The sequence below is a fragment of the Paenibacillus sp. J22FR5 genome, assembly GCF_059691975.1.
This window is the reverse complement of sequence record NZ_JCAUAN010000047.1, coordinates 1-18,389: the sequence shown is the minus strand read 5'-3', so window position 1 is coordinate 18,389 and position 18,389 is coordinate 1. Positions and strand designations below refer to the sequence as shown.

Below are 18,389 nucleotides of genomic sequence, written 5' to 3'. Positions count from 1 at the left end.
CCTTCTCTTATCTCCCAGATTCGCTGTAAACAGCGTTTCCGCAAGAATTAGCACCGTGCTCCCCTTTGCTTGCAAAGGTTTGTCGGTTGCCGGGTGTCATAGGGCTAGTCCCTCCACCTACTCTTGATAAGAAAATAAAACGTATGCGATTAGCATTATCATACTATAATTTAAAAGAAAGTCAAGATGGCCCAGCTTGATCAAATTGCAAAGTATTTTTATCCATTAAATACTTACAGAAAAGCCACCCCTTTTATGATACAATATGTATCGGGTGATGAGGGTTTAAGCTATGTCTTTGAAGGTTAAACAGTTAGGACAAGCTTACTCCAACAGATTGTCTTAATTAGTAGGAGGATTTTAACAAAGAAATGAGGGCTACTATGTCAACCCAAACATCCGATAATTTCTCTGCTTTTGCTTCCCTGCATCGCTTCTTTGCTCTAATTGAAACGGTCAAACCAACGCAAGCGCAAGCGGAAATGGCCATCTCGCAGCTTCATCTCGTATACGGAGCAGAAAGTGAAACTGATCTGATGAAGCGCGGAGCCCCTGAGTTAATTCAGATGTACACGGACATCAAAAATAAGATCCTGAATGCCGCCAAGTAAGTTATGGCGGTTTATTTTTTTTGACACAGGCCTAGCCTCTTTCCCATACGTTATCTAAACGACAATTCCCCTGATTTCATTAAACTTTTTGGCTTGAAACGCGATATATGAACGGGTATACTAGACAAGTATTCGACACGGACGGAAAAGGAGGGCATACGCTTGGACGGAGAACCGAGGAGTAGTACCTGCAAGGTCATCAGTAAACAATTTCAAAGTGTAGGAATGAAGTCGGTTATTCCATCATCCAGAGCCATGCTCTTCTAGATGAATTAACCGGCTGATTCCATGCAAAGGGGTGGGCAGATGAAAACACGGTTGGTTCAAAATGGTATTTTTACGTTAGTTGATGATGTGACCGCTGCGCTTACACCGCCTAGTCAAGGCTTCTACTGGATTGATGCGGGGATCGAGGACTTGGAATTACTCCAGCCTCTATTCCATTTGCATGATTTGGCCGTAGAAGATTGTCTAAGTGAGGAAGAACAGCGTCCGAAGATTGAATTTTATGATTCCCATTATTTCATTGTTATTAATAGCATTCGGTTTGATGATGAAGAAATTTTCCTACGCGCACTTAATCTATTCCTAAGCAAGCATGTGATTATTACCGTTACCCGACAAAAAATTAATGAACTTCGCGCGCTCAAGCCCTTCCTTTGGGAGGAAGAAGTGAATAGTGCCGACCGTTTCTTATATCATTTGGTCGATCTTGTCGTAGATAACTACGTCGCAGTCGGTGACCGAATTGAAGCGAAGATTGAGAAACTGGAAGAAGATATTCTGATGGCGACGAAGAAGTCACATTTGAATGAGATTATTGGTCTTCGTTCGGAAATATTATGGCTGAAAAAGGTACTCGTGCCTCAACGTGATGTCATCGGGACGCTTGGCAAAAAAGAACTGAGACTCATCGATCATCAACTTCAGAAATATTTCGGCGACATTTATGAAAATGCCGTCAAAATCGTGGATACGTTCGATACGCTCCGCGACCTCATGGGGAACTTACGAGAAGCTTATCAATCCAGCCTCGCGAACCGCGCGAATGATATCATGCGCGTGTTTACCGCATTGACGACGATCTTCATGCCCTTGACCTTTATTACCGGGGTATTCGGGATGAATTTCGATAATATATTGGGTCTGCATGTGGCCCACGGAGATGAAATTGTGCTTGCCTTTATGGGTGTTCTCGGCATTGCCATGTATGTGCTATTTCGTAAAAAAGAATGGCTGTGAGCCGATCAGATTGGTTTAAAGATAAAGGGTGACTCTAAGCAGAACATTGCTGAGAAGTCACCCTTTTTGCGTTCATCTTATGATAGCTTGATTTTGACAAATTTACGTTTACCCACTTGAAGGATATCGCCATCTTGGGGCGTGATTTGGGCATGAATATCCGTAATCTTCTGCTCGTTGATTTTCACAGCGCCTTGCTCCACACTTCGTCTTGCTTCTCCGTTCGATACTTGCAGTGCTAAACTGACTAACAGCTTGATGATCGACATGCTTCCTGCTTCCAAGTGAGAGCTGCTCAGACTTACTTCCTCAATTTCGTCTGGTAAAGCACGTTTTTGAAAAACAGTAATAAAATGCTGCTCCGCCTCCTCGGCAGCCTGACCGCCATGGTACATAGTCACGTATGTTTTGGCCAGCTTCAGCTTGGCGTCTCTTGGATGAATTGCACCTGCGGCGAGCCCTTCCCGCAGCTCCTCGAGTTCCTCATTCGACAATGCTGTCGTGAGTTCAAAATATTTGAGCATGAGCGTGTCCGGGATGGACATGGTTTTGCCGAATAAGTCATTAGGCTGCTCATCAATGCCGATGTAGTTGCGTAAGCTTTTGCTCATTTTCTGAACACCATCAAGCCCCTCCAGCAACGGCATCAAGATGGCCACTTGACCCTCTTTGATCTCATAAGCTCCTTGGAGTGTGCGACCCATCAAAATGTTAAAGGTCTGATCGGTTCCGCCTAATTCAATATCGCTTACTAACGAAACCGAGTCGTAACCCTGCATTAGCGGGTAGAAAAACTCGTGCACATGAATAGGCTGATTCGCAGCATAGCGCTTGGCAAAATCATCTCTTTCCAGCATCCGCGCGACGGTCACTTTACCGGCCAAACGCAGGACATCGTCAAACCGCAGCTCTCCTAGCCAGGAGGAGTTGTAGTAAAACGTTGTCTTCGTAAAATCCAACACCTTGGACAGCTGAGTCTGGTATGTTTGCGCGTTATGCTTCACATCCTCCTCCGAAAGCTGTTTACGCGTCTCGGATTTCCCTGTCGGATCCCCGATACGACCCGTAAAATCGCCAATGATAAGCTGAACCTCATGGCCCAAATCTTGGAACTGGCGAAGCTTTTGTAAGACGACCGTGTGACCGATGTGGATGTCTGGTGCAGATGGGTCTAAGCCCAGTTTTACTTTTAACGGAGTGCCCGTCACAACAGCTTTCATAATTTTCAGCTTGAGTGCTTCTTCCGGCACGATTTCCGCTGCGCCTCGTTTGAGGATACTCAGTTGATGCTCCACTTGATGTTGTTGCTCTTCCGTAAGCTTATCCCATGAAAACATACGATCCCTCCGTTCGATTGGTCCAACATAATCTGAAAACAAAAAAGACAACCTCCACGTCCACAAAGGGACGAGAAGTTGTCTCGCGGTACCACCCTAATTAAAGAGAGGGGTTGCACGCCCCAAGGCATGTAACTTCTCTTTCACTTAGAAATTTAACGGCAAAATCGTTTGCCGGGTGTAAGCTACTGATGCTCGATAAGCACGTTCCCTTCACCAACTCAGAACTGTAATTCGGACAGCATGCATGTATCGGTTTACACCTTCCACCGACTCTCTGTAACAGCGGCATCAGTCCTACTTTGGGCATCGCCCATGTTCGTCATCGCGTTGACGGTATTAGATTATTGAACATTTAAACATATCCATTCAACCTTTGTCAACACGAATTAACTTGCGGCTTGGATCGTATTTCTTTCCTTCTCTCTACGAAAGCGTAAACGAAGCAGTCGCAGCCATTCATAGGCTCGGTCTAACTCCTTCCCCTTGAGCTCCTCAGTCCCCGTGAGGGTCTTGAGCACTGGCTTCAAGTAGCGATCCCCTTCCGATTCATAGGCATTCCACGCTTTAATCTGCTCTTCTTCTGAGATCGAAGCAAGCTCCGCTTCCACGAGCGGATCCATATCGTAGCCTTCACGGTCCAAATCTTCCACCCACAGCAGCAATTCTCTACGCGGCATGGTCAAATTCGCTTGTAGATCCGCCAAGCTTCCCCCGCCTGCAACGATTTCAAGCAGCTTACGCTTACTTACTTCACGATCAAGCTCAATGCGCAGCTTCTGCTCCTTCTGAGCCAGAAGCCAGCCCTCGAATTTCATCATATCCACGTAGTTTGCAACCCAATCCAATGGAAAACCATTCGTTCGTATGCACTCGCCGATCAGCCCAAGCAATTGATCCGCATACAAAGCGGTTTTCTGCTCGCCGAAGCCAGGAATTTGCTGAAGCTCTTCCTTGGTCTGAGGTAAGAAGACGGAGATCATCCGTAAGACACGGTTCGTTGCCAGGATATAGGGAGCTTTCTTCTCACGAGCAGCCTGATCACGGCGCCATGTGCGTAGAGACTCGTACATCTCCTCGTTCGGATTTTCCTCACAGTAATAAGTTAGCATTTGTGTCATTTTCGCTTTGCCAGACAGGCCTTGCGTAAGATCTAACTCCGTGTGAACCAACGGCCGAAAGCCGATTCTCACTTTCTCACGTAAGCCTTGTCGGAACGCATACAGCATCTCATCCCAACTGATGCCTTGGTACCACACATCTTGCTGGGGCTTACCTACCAAGTCAGGTTCACTCCAATGAACGCTCCAAATCCCTTGTTCTTCGGCAATAGAAACCTGCGCGGAGAGCACTTGTTGGTCCCCCGAATTTTTCTCCAACGTGTTCAGAAATACAATGTTCATCCCTTCAATTCCTCCAGACGTTTCGCGAATTTAGTTTCAGAAAAACGAAAAAGCACCTCTTCCGCCCGTGGGCAGAAAAGGTGCTTCCTTTTTCTAATATCCAAATCATACCATGTTTGTCAGTTAGGCGCAAGAACCGTTTTGCCCACAACCCTTTATCGGTTATAATAGACCCATACTAGAAAGAGAATGGAGGGCCCTCATGTCTGATTATGACTTTTTATATGATCATCAGGAAGAAACAACAACTCGATTTGTTTGTTTCGTTGGTCATGCTTTACACCGTTTTGACCTCGCAATCATGACCACTACCCGTTATTATGGCAAAAAGCTGGTCATCGATTTGCAATCGGGACGAAGCGCGGTAATTGGTCCGGATGATTTGGCCGAAGAAGGCTATCTAGAGCATGTTTTTAAAATTAATGAGGAACAAGCGCAAGAACTGAATGAGTTCTTATCTCAAATTATCGGTTCCATTCATTTTACGGATATTTAAGGGAGTGACGGGGGACACTGGAAAAAGCATAACCTGAAAAGGAGGCTTATCCATGCGTAAGAAGTCACCACATACTAACCATGTAGAGGGATTGGGCTTCCTCTCAGAGGACCGCCTCGCTGCGTACACGGACCTCAAGACGGTTGAGTCCCAGCGAAACGACATGATTCCCGAGGAGTTTCCGGAAGGACCCTACGGCACAAGCATGATGTCAGAGTCACTTGGGAAAAGCACCCCATGGCGAGACGATCAACGCCCGACCAACCAATTTGCGTATGAAAATCGCGAGCTGCATGAAGGCATTACAAGGGACTATCCTGGCGCAGATGATGCAATAGGAGAGTCTACCGAAGGCTTGTCCTAGGTACAAAAGAAACGCCACGAGCACCCGTAAATGGGATGATCGTGGCGTTTTGGGTTAGGTTGATTATTTGCCCAGCAGCTCCAAGTGTCTGCCAATATGATGACGAAGTCCTTCAGCGAAGGTATCCTCTTGCTCGGCCATCGTTTGGAAAAACTCATCTGCAAAGGTGCGGCTGCCATCGGCATTTTTCGCTTGAAGTAGCAGACCATACGTGATGTGCAGCAATTGACGCGCATTATTTTCTTCCATGTAATCAGGCAGCCCCGCATCTGTCACTTGACTAAGCGGAACGATCGCGTTGATATCCGTCGTCACGTGGTAGTAAGCTGTCGCTTCGACGAAGTGGTCAAGCGCGTATTGGTGCATGCGGCGATAGAGCGTAGGATTCACTTTGGCTACAACACGTACAGCTTCAAGCCAATTCGTACCCGCTGTTTTGATGTGGAACAGACCATTCGTATATTGCCCGATCAACGGGAACACACTGAATTTATCACTGCCGGAGTGGATACTAAGCTTGTATTCAAAATGCACAGCAATCGCAGCATGACTCGCTAATTCACGCTCAAATTGCGCGATATCTCCAATGTAGTCGATCCCTTTTTGGAATTCGCCGCAGAAGCGCGGCGCCATGCTGAAAATCGTGACACCGCGGTCACGCAGCTCATTTGCCACCAAATAATGCGCCTCTGGGGAAGTTGGTGTCGCTGTTTCATCAATAGAAATTTCGAAGTCGACCGCTCGATCCAACGTAACGATGTAACGACGGTAGATCGCTTCCATGAAATTAATAGCCGCATCATAGATCAGGACATCTTTCTTCAAAGCTTCCGCTGTATATGCAAGCGTTGCTCCTGGTACATTCGGTGCTGTTTGCAGGTAGCGCTCTTCATAGCGATTACGCAAGCTAGCAGGCAGTTGCTCGTATTTCGCTGCAATGTCCGCTTCGGACATAGATTCAATGGTGTTGTCGATATTTTCGGAGCAATCGAGTGTCAGCATCGTAAAACCAAGACGCAACGCGTACTCGATGTCCTCTTCTTTCTTCAAGTGGTCGCCGTCAGCGCCATACCCATCCTTGTAGCCCTCTTGCAGAACCGCATAAGCCGCGGCATCCAGAACATCCTCATACGTGCGGCCTGTTAACGCAAGCTCACGAATACTTTGCTGAGCAAGAACCGGGCGAATAACTTTGCCACGGATCGTTTGAATATGTCCAGGACTTGCAATGCCAAGTCGATCGCCTAGGCCCATCGTCGCTACTTGTGTGCCAAAAGCTTGTGGAGCCGTATATGGCAAAAACTGATTGATAATCAGTCTGTTTTCATGTGTTAACGGGGCAACTTTCCCCCCTTCTACGACTTCCCCTTGCAATTGGTCGAACAATTTTCCTGTGCCCACTACGATTAGTCGCTTACCTTCCGTCGTCCGCACCATAAGCAATGTTGTATCTCCCACTTGTGTTAGCGAAGATGCATATACTTTAATGACCTCGGATGAGAACTCGTTCACTTTCCCAGCGCGTACTGCCTCTATAAGTGCGTTCATGTTCAATTTCCTCCTATTTTTGCAAACGTTTTCTATGGATCTTATACCTTCATTTTATCGCAAGTAAGGAGCGTTTTCTCTTCATCTATTCCTATTTTAAGTAGAAACTATTCATATTTTTCACTAAAATCATGGTATACTTCATTTACATCATTTTGAAATAAGGAGAGTCCCTTATGTCGCGAACCGTCACCTTCGGCAATGAAGATGAAGGCCCTTTTTACATACAGCATATTCATCGTTCCGGGTCCTTCGAGCGAACTCAGCACATGCATGAGATGTACGAGCTCTATTATTTGTACGAAGGTGAACGCATGTATTTCATCCGGGACCGCTCGTATCTCATTTTACCTGGAGACCTTGTACTCATAGATCGTCGTGATCTCCATGCCACTTCGGATTCCGATAAACTTGGACACGCACGTGTGGTCATCAATTTCGCTGACAGCTTTGTTGGAGGGGCGACAGAAGAAGCTCCCTTTCTTCTGAACGCTTTTCAGCATGCATCCCCTGTGCTCCGCTTGGACCTGCCTACACGGCGAATTGTCGAGGATATTCTTGGCAAATTAACGCAAGAAACCCGCGAACCCTTACTGGGTCAAGACTTCGCCTTACGCCAATATTTGATTGAACTGTTGCTGTTTACTGCTCGCTTCGTTCGTATGCACCCCGTGACTTCCCCTGACCATGTTTCTCCGCTTCATCGTAAAATATCAACCATTGTGCGCCACATTAATGCGCATTATGCGGAAACGGTGCGCTTAGAGGAGCTCGCCGAGCGATTCGAAATCAGCCCCGCTTATTTAAGCCGAATGTTTAAGGAAATTACCGGATTTTCGCTGGTTGAATATGTGAATCTCGTTCGTGTTCAAGAAGCTCAAAGGCTGCTGGCAACGACGAGGCTGAAAGTGATCATGATCGCTGAGCAAGTGGGTTTCGGCTCCCTCGTGCAATTCGGACGTGTTTTCCGTCAAATGACGAAAATGACACCCCTGCGCTATCGGCAGTCGGCGGTTACAAGGTAAGACAAAACGAAACAGGGGAACCGATAGACGGCCCCCCTGCTTACACTACTTTTTGTTTTTCTCCAAAATCGCCGTTGCGTCTTTGCGGAAAGATGTAGCCGCTTCTTGGATCGTAATTTTCTTGTAGAAAATTTTCTCAACTGTATCTTTCAGCAGCTTCTCAATTTCAATAGAACCGACTGGGTTTGGAGGATCCATTGGTGTGCTGTTTTGCTCAGCCCATGCGACATATTCGAATACTTTGATTTCATTAGGGTTTAAAAGCGGTTTCAATGCATCTTTTACTTTAGAAGCAACGGGTACACCGCGCTCACCTTTAATAATTTTATTCGCTTCAATATCGTTGACCCAGAAATCAATAAATTTTGCCGCTTCTTCTTGAACTTTGGAGCTGCTCGATACCGACCAATACATACTTGGTTTGAGGAACAACCCTTTGTTTGCATCAGGTCCCGGCATTGGTTGCATGACAAGATCACGTTTAGCTGCATTAGCTAGACCTATGAATTGGTTCGACCAACCATTGGAGGAAATGGAATTCCCCAATGTCATCTCATCATCTTCCGGTGTGCCTTTCTTTTGCGCAGCTTTATCAAGCGGCAGCAAGCTTCCAGCATCATACCATTTCTGAGTCCGTGTAAAATAATCGATAAACAGTTTATCATCTGTATAGCCTAGAGCCGTGCCCTCAGCGTTATACATTTTTTGACCAAGTGTACGCAGGTAGTACGGGAAGAAAACGTCATCCCGGAAACCACCTATCATTTTACCTGCAGCTTTCGCTTTCGTAGCAATGGCATCCATGTCATTCCATGTCCAGTTTTTCTCAGGAGGCGTAATGCCTGCTTTTTTCAACATCTCGAAGTCCATGATGCTGGTCAACGCATTAACCCCGATGTTCATAGCAACGAGCTTACCGCCCACTTGACCACCTGATAAAGCATTAGGGCTCACATCATCCACGTTAAGTATTTTACTCTTCGTAAATGGCGTCAAATCCGCCAATTGGTTTCTACCGCCGTATTGCGTCAAATACGAGATGTCCATTTGTATAATATCTGGAAGTTGATTCGCCGCAGCTTGTGGAGCGAGCTTTTTCCAATAATCATCGAAAGCTGCATATTCGGCTTCAATATGAACATTCGGATGTGCTTTCTCATACATTTCAATAACTTTTAGCGTATAATCGTGGCGAGCTTGACCTCCCCACCAGGCCATACGGAGCTTTACTGGGTCCTTACTCGTACTAACTGTTGCACTAGGAGTCGTTGCTGTTGTTGGCGCTGTTGTAGCTCCTCCGCTTTGGTTACTAGAAGTACCAGAAGAACAAGCGGTTGCAGTGAAAATCATGGATAATGACATTAATGTGACTACTGCCTTTTTCATGGTTTTTCTCCCCTTTGTACGTACATTTCAGAAACCGTAATCGCTTACAAAGCTATTATCTGATATCTACTAACATTTGGTAATGCAAAAAACCGCTTTCTTTGTTCAATTTTCAGTTTCAGCTTCATGAAAAAAAGGACAGTGCCTGTGAATTGTGAATTGGCACTGTCCTTCACCCTGCTCTCGCCTGTTTACATTTGAAATATAACCGTTTCTTTTCTGATCTCACCACCGATTGTAAGCTTAGTAAAATCAGATAATTGAAACAATGAAGAATCCAATAATGATTTCAATAATTCTACGATTTCCGTTACAATAAATAGGATGAATCACCCCGACGGAATCCGGAGAATTTACCGAAAGGAGCCTTCTTTCTATGATCGAACCCGTTGCTATCTATTTCGAGCATTGTGAGCCGAACTGGCATGTACCCAAAAGTAAGACGAACAACCATATTTTAATACTCATGACAAGTGGAACCATACTCTACACGGTTGAAGACCAAACCTTTTCTATGCAAAAAGGCGATCTTCTATTTGTTCCACATGGGGTTTGGCGCAGTGCATCGAATTCCAGCAAGGAAGCGCATGACATGTATGTCGCTCACTTTCACTATCGAGGGGATGGAGATAGACTTCCCCTACTGTTCGATGCAAAACGCAGTCTAACCAAGCCTTTTAACTTTGACTATATGAAGCAGAGATTCTCGCTATTAACCCAGCACTGGCTGCGCAAATCCACCTATTCAGATACAATCTGCCACAGCATCCTGCTAGAAATGCTTGCGATCCACAACGAAGAGATGGATTCTCAATCGATGCAGGGCAAATCTTATAGTATTGTGATGGAGCTTCAAGCTTACATTCTCAATCATTACCACCGAACCATCGCAGTGTCGGACTTAGCTGAGCATGTGGGACGAACGCCTAACTATGTCAGCACTATTTTCAAACAGGTTACGGGACAATCCATCACGGATTACATCCAACATATCCGCATTGCCGCCGCTTGCGACCTGTTGACCAACTCACAGATGAACGTAAGAGAAATCTCCGATTTTCTCGGATTTTGTGAACAGTCGTATTTTAATAAAGTGTTTAAAAAATGTACCGGTACCCTTCCCTCGACCTATATGAAGGAAAAGGTGAAAATATGGAAATCTTAAAATAAAAAAGGGACAGGACGCCATATCCAGCATCCTGCCCCTTACCTATTAACCGATCAATCTCATTAATCCTTTATACTCTAATTCCTCGAATTTGCTAATGACCTTTTCCCGTTCCATTGCCCAAGCGCAATCTTCAAGAGCACAAGCGACTGGCGCATCCAAGCGAATCGTTGCCAGATCAAGTGAAAGATGAAGCATCTCTAGCTCAGCCTCGATTTTAGCACGTACCCCCTTGGGAAGTGCAGCTAAGTTTTCTAAGATACCAGCGATATTCTGGTACTCGTTAAGCAGCTTTGTAGCCGTCTTCTCCCCAATCCCTTTAACACCAGGATAATTATCCGCTGTGTCTCCCGTTAATCCCTTCAAATCAATGATTTGAGCTGGCGTTAGGCTCTTCTCTTCCATGAGTGTATCTAGCGTATACACCATGTAGTTGGATTGCCCTTTTTTCATAATAATGACTTCGGTATTCTCATCTACAAGCTGGAGCATATCATGATCACCGGTTAAAATCTGTACTTTCGTATTTGGGCTATATGTACGAGCTAATGTACCGATACAATCGTCCGCTTCATAACCAACTACGCCTACATTTGGAATGTTAAAGCTGGCTGTCACGTCTTTGACCAGATCAAATTGTGGAATTAATTCTTCTGGCGCAGGTCCGCGGTTCGCTTTATACGCTTCAAACTTCTCTGTACGGAAGGTTTTGCTTCCCATATCCCAACAGCACACAACGTGCGTAGGTTTGAAGGTACCGATCGCATCGAGCAAATATTTCAGAAAACCGTAAACACCGTTAATCGGTACACCTTTCTCGGTTCTCATGATGTAACCGCTAGATGATGTAGCGTAAAAACCGCGAAATAGTAAGGCCATGCCGTCTACAAGCAGCACAGTTTCGGATGAATTTTGTGACAAAATAATCGCTCCCATTCGTATAAATCCTATGAAATATGAATTCGTTACGAGTAGTATAGCACGGGAAATATATTCCGGACACACAAAACCCGCCATCAGTAAAAGTTACCAACGACGGGCTTGTGAACGATATGCGTTTAGCGGCTCGTATGCCATTTAATTTCCTGAATGAATTCCGTTATGGATTCGTTCAAACGCGATGAGATTTCATCATCCAGAATCGCTTGTCCCTGCTCGCCCCATGTCACTTGTTTATCAAGCACATACACACCTTGTAAAATGTTCTGTGCGCCTAGGACTGACAATACCGGTTTGAGAGCGTAATCGATGGCCAGCAAGTGTGCGTATGTTCCTCCAACGGCTAGTGGAAGTACGATTTTACGCTCGAGTCCTTTTTGCGGGAGCAGGTCCAGGAATGCTTTCAACACGCCTGTGTAGGATGCTTTGTAGACAGGCGTAGCTACGAAAACAGCGTCTGCCTCAGCTACCAGCTTACTCGCATTCACAATAGCCTCACTGTCGAACTTGGCATATAACAAATCCTCTGCAGGAAGGTCGCGTACCTTAATCCAGTCTACTTCAAGACCGGCTTGCAGAAGTTCGCTTTTGGCGACTTCAATGACACCATGTAATCGGGAGGTTAGGGTTGGACTTCCTGAGATAATCACGACTTTAGCCATTTGATTCACGCTCCATTTGCATTGTGGTAGAAAAGAGACTCCACTGCCTTTGTTCGATACAAAGTGGGAGTCTCCTGCTGTTTGGTCGACTATTTTCAATTCATAGTAATTCACTTGGAATTATATTACCATGGCTTTTTGAGCACGTCAATGCGTTGGATTAAAAGAAATTCCAACCCGGCATCCATCTTAAAAAGAATGAATATTTAGATGGGATAATCATCCCCGATAGTATCGGGTAGAACAGTGCAAATAGCACGAAGACGGCGGCTAAATAGCCGTACACCCATCTTCTTTTGTGCAGAGGCCCCTGCTCCAAATAGTCTTTGATGTAATAGGTTAAGATCAGAACTAAGAACGGTACCATAGCAAAATAGTGGTAAATGAACGTAAGTCGCGGCACCAAAATCCACGGCAAATACTGTGAGCAGTAGGCAATCAGCAGCATTCGAAGCATCTTGTCCTTGCGCGTAATCGCGATATAGAAGGACATCAACACGGCAATAAAGCCAGGCCACCATACCAGTGGGTTACCGAATGAAACAATACTGGAAAGCATGCCCTGCGGCATAAGCTTCGCTTGGTAATACCAGATCGGGCGCAGCATCATCGGCCATTCCCACCAAGGTGAGGAGAACGGATGCGTGGCGACTAGATCCTTGTGGTATTTGTACATATGGACCTGATAGGTCACAACATCTTTCAGCCCATGCCCAGGACCTGGAACCATCATGAAAGGAATATAAGATAGCGTATAAACACCCAGCGGCACGATGACAAACATGAGTAAACACCAGAGTAAGGTGAGCAGTGTGTTTCGTACGAAAAGTTTTTGAACCCGTTGGAGCTTCATCGTTTCAGCTTCTGAAAGCAGGTTATCTGTTTCATCTACCGCTTCTGTTTCAACTTCATTTATGTCTTCAGGCTCATCTCGCCGGTTGTCCCTTAGTAATCGCTTCGCGAATTGGTACTCTCTGTATCGCTCCCATAATGAGATGAACAATAGCACGGCCAAGCCGGCACCGCCATAAATCACGATCCACTTGGACGCGGCACCGATGCCGAAGAACAAACCTGAAAGTCCTAGTGGAAGTAATGTCGTCCAGAGTTTTTCTCGAAAAAAGCTCAGGGTTGTATAGCGATACATGAAATAGAACATCAGCATGATGAAAAATACACCATACACATCGATTGTAGAAATTCGTGTTTGAGCAAAATGCATAAAATCAAACGTAAATAAGAAAGCAGCGATTAACGCATATTCGGAACGGCCAAACATTCGCTTCGCGAACACGTACATGATGGGGATCATGCCAACTCCAAATAACGTACCAATAATACGCCATCCAAACGGATTTAAACCGAACACGTAAATTCCAATGGAAATAAATATTTTGCCAAGTGGTGGATGCGTGCTCTCATACGGCTCGATTTTGTGGAGATGCTCGTAGGCTGTTCTCGCATGATAAATTTCATCGAAATACGTGCCATTCATGTATGTAGGCGTGTAAGGGACGACACTGGGTTCGTCAAACAAATGCGCTGTTTCCCCCTCGTCGGAGGCGTTGACATCTTGTTCCTTCACACTAACAATCGGTAATGGCGTCGTACCGCCGTCCCCGAAAATTCCGATTTCATGAAGATGCAGCTTGGCATTTTCTTGCGTGTCGATCACAATTTTCACATAACGTGCTTCTTTATTGGCTTCTACGGTATTCCAAGTGAACACCTTCGTATGATCAGATTTAACAGCCATGGCATCCTGCCACTGCTCGCCATCTTTGGAGAACCAATAGGAATACGCACCTTCCCCGACACCAGCAAAGCTATTAATTCGGGTAATCTGATGGAGGCCGCCGAGATCAGCAATGACCGTCTCCCCAGCGCTCGTTGGTTGCCAGAATGTCGTAGGATCTTTATGACCACCTAGGTGAAACAAAGCAATCATCGTGTAAACGATCACAAGAACGCCTAAATACAGCGCATCCTTACGCGAGAAAAAACGCCCGCGTTTACTTCTTTCTATCCTATCCTCTGTCGGCTGGAAAACCGCCTTCCAAAGCGAGGTATCTCTTACATTCGTTGATATCGCTTGGGTTTCATCTTTCTCTGGAAGTACTTCATGCCCCTCAATCTTGTCTTCAATCGGAGCCACAGTCTCCTCCACAGTCCCATCTTGATCTGATTTCACGAAAAGCCTCCATCCCAATAAACATGCATAGACAAACATCATAACATTGATTGCCGAAACCGTCAGCATCAACGGGTTATACCTCGGAATGTGATAGTCCTGATGAAAGCTACGCAACAGTACATCACCGATATTGATAAAATGCGTAATGCTAAAGCCAATAAAAAGCCATAATATCCGTCGATCTTTGATATAAATGAAGCTCGTTAGGGCTAGCAGTAAGCCATAATGTAAATAGCGCTCGTGCATTTTGGTCATACACATGAATACGGCTGTTATAAATAAAAAGGACATATACAATACAGCACCACGCCGATGCTTACCTAAGGTATACAATACGCATACATAAACGATGGACAGTCCCATCAACACAAGCCCTATCCATTTATAGGAAAGATGCCCAAAACCGCTGTCGATGTCTATGAAATTCCCGCCTAGAAGTGACAACACATTAAACGCGTTAAGAGAAGCGTAGGGGTAAGATGCTAACGTACCTAAATACAATTCGACCATCCAACCATAGCCTCTGCCCACAGCAAAAGGAAGCGAAAGAACAGCCATCGTTGCTACGCCTGTTAAAACGCTTAGTAACCATACCATCGCATTGCGTGCCCGTATGACATCGATCAATAGAAATACACCAAACAGCAACGCCTGAGGTTTAAGTAAAAGAGCAAGTGCGATGAAGAAAGCGGCTTGAGGCAGCTTGCCCTTCATCTGCATCAATAAGGTTGCAACAATAAACAGCATGAAAAATGAATCCACCTGTCCCCATACCGCGGAATTCGCCCAAATGGCTGGGTTAAAAGCAAATAGAGCAGCAATCCAGAGAGCCTGCTTCCATGTACGCGCACCCTCTTGCTTGCTGATGGCTAAGCGAAATAGCAAATAGACAGTCCCGAGATCTGCAAGGATCGCAGGCAGCTTGAGGATGAGTAAGGAGCTCCCGCTTTCCCAAGGAATGGACAGCTTATGATGCAGGAAACCCACAACGTATAGGACATACATGTAACCAGGGGGATAGTCCAGAAAATAATCTTTGGCATTCGTATATAAGTCCTTTAGACCTACCGTATAAGCGCGATCTGCCCACGCCATGAACGTTCGCACGTCCGTATCATAGCCGACCCAAGTGGGGGCCAAAACAAGTCTAAGTATGAGGGCAATCCCAAGCATTAATCCTAATAGAACGTAAGTATAGGGAGCTACTCCCCGTTGCTTGAACCAGCTTACCATGCGACATCTCCTTAGCTTTGAACTATCCCCATTATACCTGTCCACACTCTTGCAGAAAAGGAAAAAAGCACCGACTCATGGTCAGTGCTTTGGTTCAATCTTTTCGATGCGCTCACAAATGTCATGTAACCAGTCATAGTCCCCTGTTAAGGAGGCACAGAGTGATAAATTTTCAAGTTTTAACCGGTTCCACACATAGGTCGCGTTAGCTTCCATACACAGCATTAACTCCTCTTGCTCACCTCGAGTTAGCTCTCTGCCTCTGCGTAGTGTCCATAATTCCGCCATACGTTGATGAACGGCTAACATAGTTCTTAGCCTCCTGCTCCGTGAAGTCGCTTTCATTATGTAGTATGGACAAAGTAAAGACACTCGAAACAGCTTGCTTCTAGGTATAAACAGAAAAATAACTAGACCTCGTGCGTTTATTTTCTTATAATTAAACTAATATAAAGGCAATGCTACCTAACAGGTACAACCTCGGATTCGATCCTTTCGAATGCAGGTCAGTACCTGTTTTTTGCGTTTGCCTTTACATTTACTCAGAGGGGGCTTATTAGATGTCAATGGTTATCGAAGCGGTGTATCACCGTCCTAAATTAAACTGGTCGTATGCCTATAACGAAAAAACCGTACATATACGAATTCGTACGAAACGAGATGACGTGAAAAAGGTTTATGTGTATGCAGGAGATAAATATGCGTGGGAGCGTACGTCCGATTATTTTGAAATGCATATTCTAACAAGTGATTCGTTATTCGACTATTGGGAAGCTGCGATTGAGCCGCCTTATCGGCGGTTGCGGTATGGTTTTAAGCTGCAAAACGGGAAAGAGAAGCTCTGGTTAACCGAGCAAGGCTTTTTTTCGAAGGAGCCGAAGGATTCGAATGGGATGTTTGAGTATCCCTTTCTTAACCCTGCTGACATTCTTAAGCCACCAGCTTGGGTGAAGGATGCTGTTTTTTACCAGATTTTTCCAGAGCGTTTTGCAAATGGCGATGCAAGCTTGGATCCCTCCAATGTCGAGCCTTGGGGCGGTAATCCCACCCCAACGAATTTTTTTGGCGGGGATTTGGTAGGTGTCCAGCAGCACCTAGATCACTTATCAGAGCTGGGGATTACAGCCATTTATTTCACGCCTGTGTTTGAAGCGACGACGAATCATAAGTATGATACGCGGGATTATAGGAAAGTGGATCCTCAGTTCGGAACCAACGAGACCCTGAAAGCGTTAATCGAAGCCTGCCATAGTCGCGGAATCCGCGTCCTGCTTGATGCTGTATTCAATCATTGTGGGCACACCTTTCCTCCCTTCGTCGATGTGATGGAAAAGGGAGCTGACTCTCCCTATGCGGACTGGTTCCACGTGAAGGAATGGCCGCTTCGTACTGATGACGACGGAATTCCGACTTATGAGACTTTTGCTTTTGAGCCGATCATGCCCAAACTTAATACGGAGAACGAAGAAGTTAAAGCCTACTTGCTGGAAGTCGCAGAATTCTGGGTCAAAGAAATCGGCATCGATGGCTGGCGTCTAGATGTTGCTAATGAAGTCGACCATCACTTCTGGCGTCAGTTTCATGATAAAGTGAAGCGCATCAATCCAGATGCCTATATCCTAGGGGAAATCTGGCACGATTCGATGATGTGGCTGCAAGGCGATCAGTTTGACGCGGTCATGAACTATCCCTTCACAACGGCAGTACTCGACTTCGTGACCACCGGTAAATTAGACGGCTATGGCTTCGCCAATGCGATTGGCGCTCAGCTGGCCAGTTATCCGCAGCAGGCTAACGAAGCTGCGTTCAACCTGCTCGACAGCCACGATACGCCTCGCCTGCTCACGCAATGCGGCGAAGATAAACGCCGCATGAAGCTAGCCGCGCTGCTTCAATTCACTTTCCCTGGGACGCCGTGTATTTACTACGGCGACGAGATAGGGCTTAGCGGCGGCGGCGACCCCGATTGCCGCCGCTGCATGGAATGGGACGCGTCCTTGCAGGACCGCGACCTGTTCGAGTTCTACCGCAGGCTCATCGCCCTGCGGCGCAGTTCGGAAGCGCTGCGCACCGGCGCACTGCGCTTCCTGCACGCCAAGCCGGGCGATGCGCGGCTTGTGCTAGAGCGCGTTAACGAAGATGGTGAGCAACTGCTCATCTTCGTTAACGCAAGCGGGCGCTCGGCGCAGCTGAGCGTCAAGGTCAGTGGCGAGCGCCGCTGGCGTGATGCGCTCGAGGGCGACGCCGTGGCGGAGCCCGCCGGCGGGAAGCTGCGCCTGCAGCTGCCGGCGTACGGCTACGCCGTGCTGCGCGCGGTGTAAGGCTAGCTAAGTGATATTTAGTGGCTTCGTACCCCAACTTCTGTAAGCATGTTTTTCATCACTATGGAGCACATTTGTCGCTTTTCCCACTCTGTAGTGATGAATTTCATCATTTCAGCTTAGGGTCGCTTCCTGCCCCATCTCCTTCTGTAAGCATGTTTTTCATCACTATGGCGTACTTTTGTCGCTTTTCCCACTCTGTAGTGATGAATTTCATCATTTCAGCATGGAACGGGGCGTGGATGACGAGGGATGGCTCTTTTTCCGAGCCTATCTCCCTCGTCATCCCCCTACACTCGCCTTCCAAGCCCTCAACCACAAAAAAACCCTTCGCCACACGCTAAGTGTCTGGTCAAGCCCCAATTTTGTAGACATTAAAAAAAGCCCTAGGAAACAAGTTGGCGCCGGTACTCAACCGGAGTCAGCTTGTTTAGTTTTTTCTGGATTCGTTCCTCATTAT

Annotated in this window: 16 protein-coding genes, 1 riboswitch and 1 other annotated feature; of the genes, 7 read left to right on the top strand and 9 right to left on the bottom strand. The window is 46.2% G+C overall.

Annotated elements, in window-relative coordinates; genetic code table 11:
• Positions 1-4: 4 nt before the first annotated feature.
• A riboswitch (SAM riboswitch) is annotated at positions 5-133 on the bottom strand.
• A 250-nt stretch (positions 134-383) separates the two neighbouring features.
• Together AC58P7_RS31735 and corA are read left to right on the top strand one after the other, a co-directional pair.
• The gene (locus AC58P7_RS31735; RefSeq protein ID WP_497350094.1) at positions 384-611 is read left to right on the top strand and encodes a hypothetical protein; all 228 of its coding nucleotides are present in this window, start codon (positions 384-386) and stop codon (positions 609-611) included.
• A 306-nt stretch (positions 612-917) separates the two neighbouring features.
• A complete protein-coding gene (corA, locus tag AC58P7_RS31730) occupies positions 918-1,853 on the top strand; it encodes a magnesium/cobalt transporter CorA (protein ID WP_497350093.1) in 936 nt (311 codons plus the stop codon).
• A gap of 77 nt (positions 1,854-1,930) precedes the next feature.
• On the opposite strand, the gene tyrS is transcribed toward corA, so the two are convergent.
• Positions 1,931-3,190 (bottom strand): tyrosine--tRNA ligase, encoded by a 1,260-nt coding sequence (gene tyrS / locus AC58P7_RS31725; protein ID WP_497350092.1) that lies wholly within the window; start codon positions 3,188-3,190, stop codon positions 1,931-1,933.
• A 63-nt stretch (positions 3,191-3,253) separates the two neighbouring features.
• Positions 3,254-3,509: a binding site (T-box leader), on the bottom strand.
• Between the two features lie 70 nt (positions 3,510-3,579).
• Complete coding sequence (locus AC58P7_RS31720) at positions 3,580-4,593, bottom strand: HRDC domain-containing protein (RefSeq protein WP_497350091.1); 1,014 nt, start codon at positions 4,591-4,593, stop codon at positions 3,580-3,582.
• A gap of 202 nt (positions 4,594-4,795) precedes the next feature.
• Here AC58P7_RS31720 and AC58P7_RS31715 point away from each other — a divergent pair, with 202 nt between their 5' ends.
• Together AC58P7_RS31715 and AC58P7_RS31710 are read left to right on the top strand one after the other, a co-directional pair.
• Positions 4,796-5,089, top strand: a complete 294-nt coding sequence (locus tag AC58P7_RS31715) for a DUF3055 domain-containing protein (protein WP_497350090.1) — start codon at positions 4,796-4,798, stop codon at positions 5,087-5,089.
• A 52-nt stretch (positions 5,090-5,141) separates the two neighbouring features.
• Entirely contained in the window at positions 5,142-5,453 is a 312-nt protein-coding gene (locus AC58P7_RS31710; protein WP_497350089.1) for a hypothetical protein, read from the top strand.
• 63 nt (positions 5,454-5,516) lie between these two features.
• Here the strand turns inward: AC58P7_RS31710 and AC58P7_RS31705 are convergent, their stop codons facing one another.
• Positions 5,517-7,001, bottom strand: a complete 1,485-nt coding sequence (locus AC58P7_RS31705) for a tagaturonate epimerase family protein (RefSeq protein WP_497350088.1) — start codon at positions 6,999-7,001, stop codon at positions 5,517-5,519.
• 176 nt (positions 7,002-7,177) lie between these two features.
• Between AC58P7_RS31705 and AC58P7_RS31700 the strand changes: the two genes are divergently transcribed.
• On the top strand, positions 7,178-8,026 hold the full coding sequence (locus AC58P7_RS31700) for an AraC family transcriptional regulator (RefSeq protein ID WP_497350087.1): 849 nt from the start codon (positions 7,178-7,180) through the stop codon (positions 8,024-8,026).
• Positions 8,027-8,071: 45 nt separating this feature from the next.
• Here AC58P7_RS31700 and AC58P7_RS31695 read toward each other — a convergent pair whose 3' ends face one another.
• Positions 8,072-9,412 (bottom strand): ABC transporter substrate-binding protein, encoded by a 1,341-nt coding sequence (locus tag AC58P7_RS31695; RefSeq protein WP_497350086.1) that lies wholly within the window; start codon positions 9,410-9,412, stop codon positions 8,072-8,074.
• 376 nt (positions 9,413-9,788) lie between these two features.
• Between AC58P7_RS31695 and AC58P7_RS31690 the strand changes: the two genes are divergently transcribed.
• The gene (locus AC58P7_RS31690; RefSeq protein ID WP_497350085.1) at positions 9,789-10,577 is read left to right on the top strand and encodes a helix-turn-helix domain-containing protein; all 789 of its coding nucleotides are present in this window, start codon (positions 9,789-9,791) and stop codon (positions 10,575-10,577) included.
• Between the two features lie 48 nt (positions 10,578-10,625).
• On the opposite strand, the gene AC58P7_RS31685 is transcribed toward AC58P7_RS31690, so the two are convergent.
• From AC58P7_RS31685 to AC58P7_RS31670, 4 genes are all read right to left on the bottom strand, one after another.
• Positions 10,626-11,516, bottom strand: coding sequence for a 5'-3' exonuclease (locus AC58P7_RS31685; RefSeq protein ID WP_497350084.1), 891 nt, complete (start codon positions 11,514-11,516; stop codon positions 10,626-10,628).
• Positions 11,517-11,638: 122 nt separating this feature from the next.
• Positions 11,639-12,181 (bottom strand): NADPH-dependent FMN reductase, encoded by a 543-nt coding sequence (gene ssuE / locus AC58P7_RS31680; RefSeq protein ID WP_497350083.1) that lies wholly within the window; start codon positions 12,179-12,181, stop codon positions 11,639-11,641.
• A gap of 160 nt (positions 12,182-12,341) precedes the next feature.
• Positions 12,342-15,608 (bottom strand): glycosyltransferase family 39 protein, encoded by a 3,267-nt coding sequence (locus AC58P7_RS31675; protein WP_497350082.1) that lies wholly within the window; start codon positions 15,606-15,608, stop codon positions 12,342-12,344.
• Positions 15,609-15,689: 81 nt separating this feature from the next.
• Complete coding sequence (locus tag AC58P7_RS31670; RefSeq protein WP_497240744.1) at positions 15,690-15,917, bottom strand: DUF7667 family protein; 228 nt, start codon at positions 15,915-15,917, stop codon at positions 15,690-15,692.
• Between the two features lie 257 nt (positions 15,918-16,174).
• On the opposite strand from AC58P7_RS31670, the gene AC58P7_RS31665 reads away from it, so the two are divergent.
• Positions 16,175-17,929, top strand: coding sequence for an alpha-glycosidase (locus tag AC58P7_RS31665; RefSeq protein WP_497350102.1), 1,755 nt, complete (start codon positions 16,175-16,177; stop codon positions 17,927-17,929).
• Between the two features lie 109 nt (positions 17,930-18,038).
• On the opposite strand, the gene AC58P7_RS31660 is transcribed toward AC58P7_RS31665, so the two are convergent.
• Positions 18,039-18,236, bottom strand: a complete 198-nt coding sequence (locus AC58P7_RS31660; RefSeq protein WP_497350081.1) for a hypothetical protein — start codon at positions 18,234-18,236, stop codon at positions 18,039-18,041.
• Between the last annotated feature and the right edge of the window lie 153 nt (positions 18,237-18,389).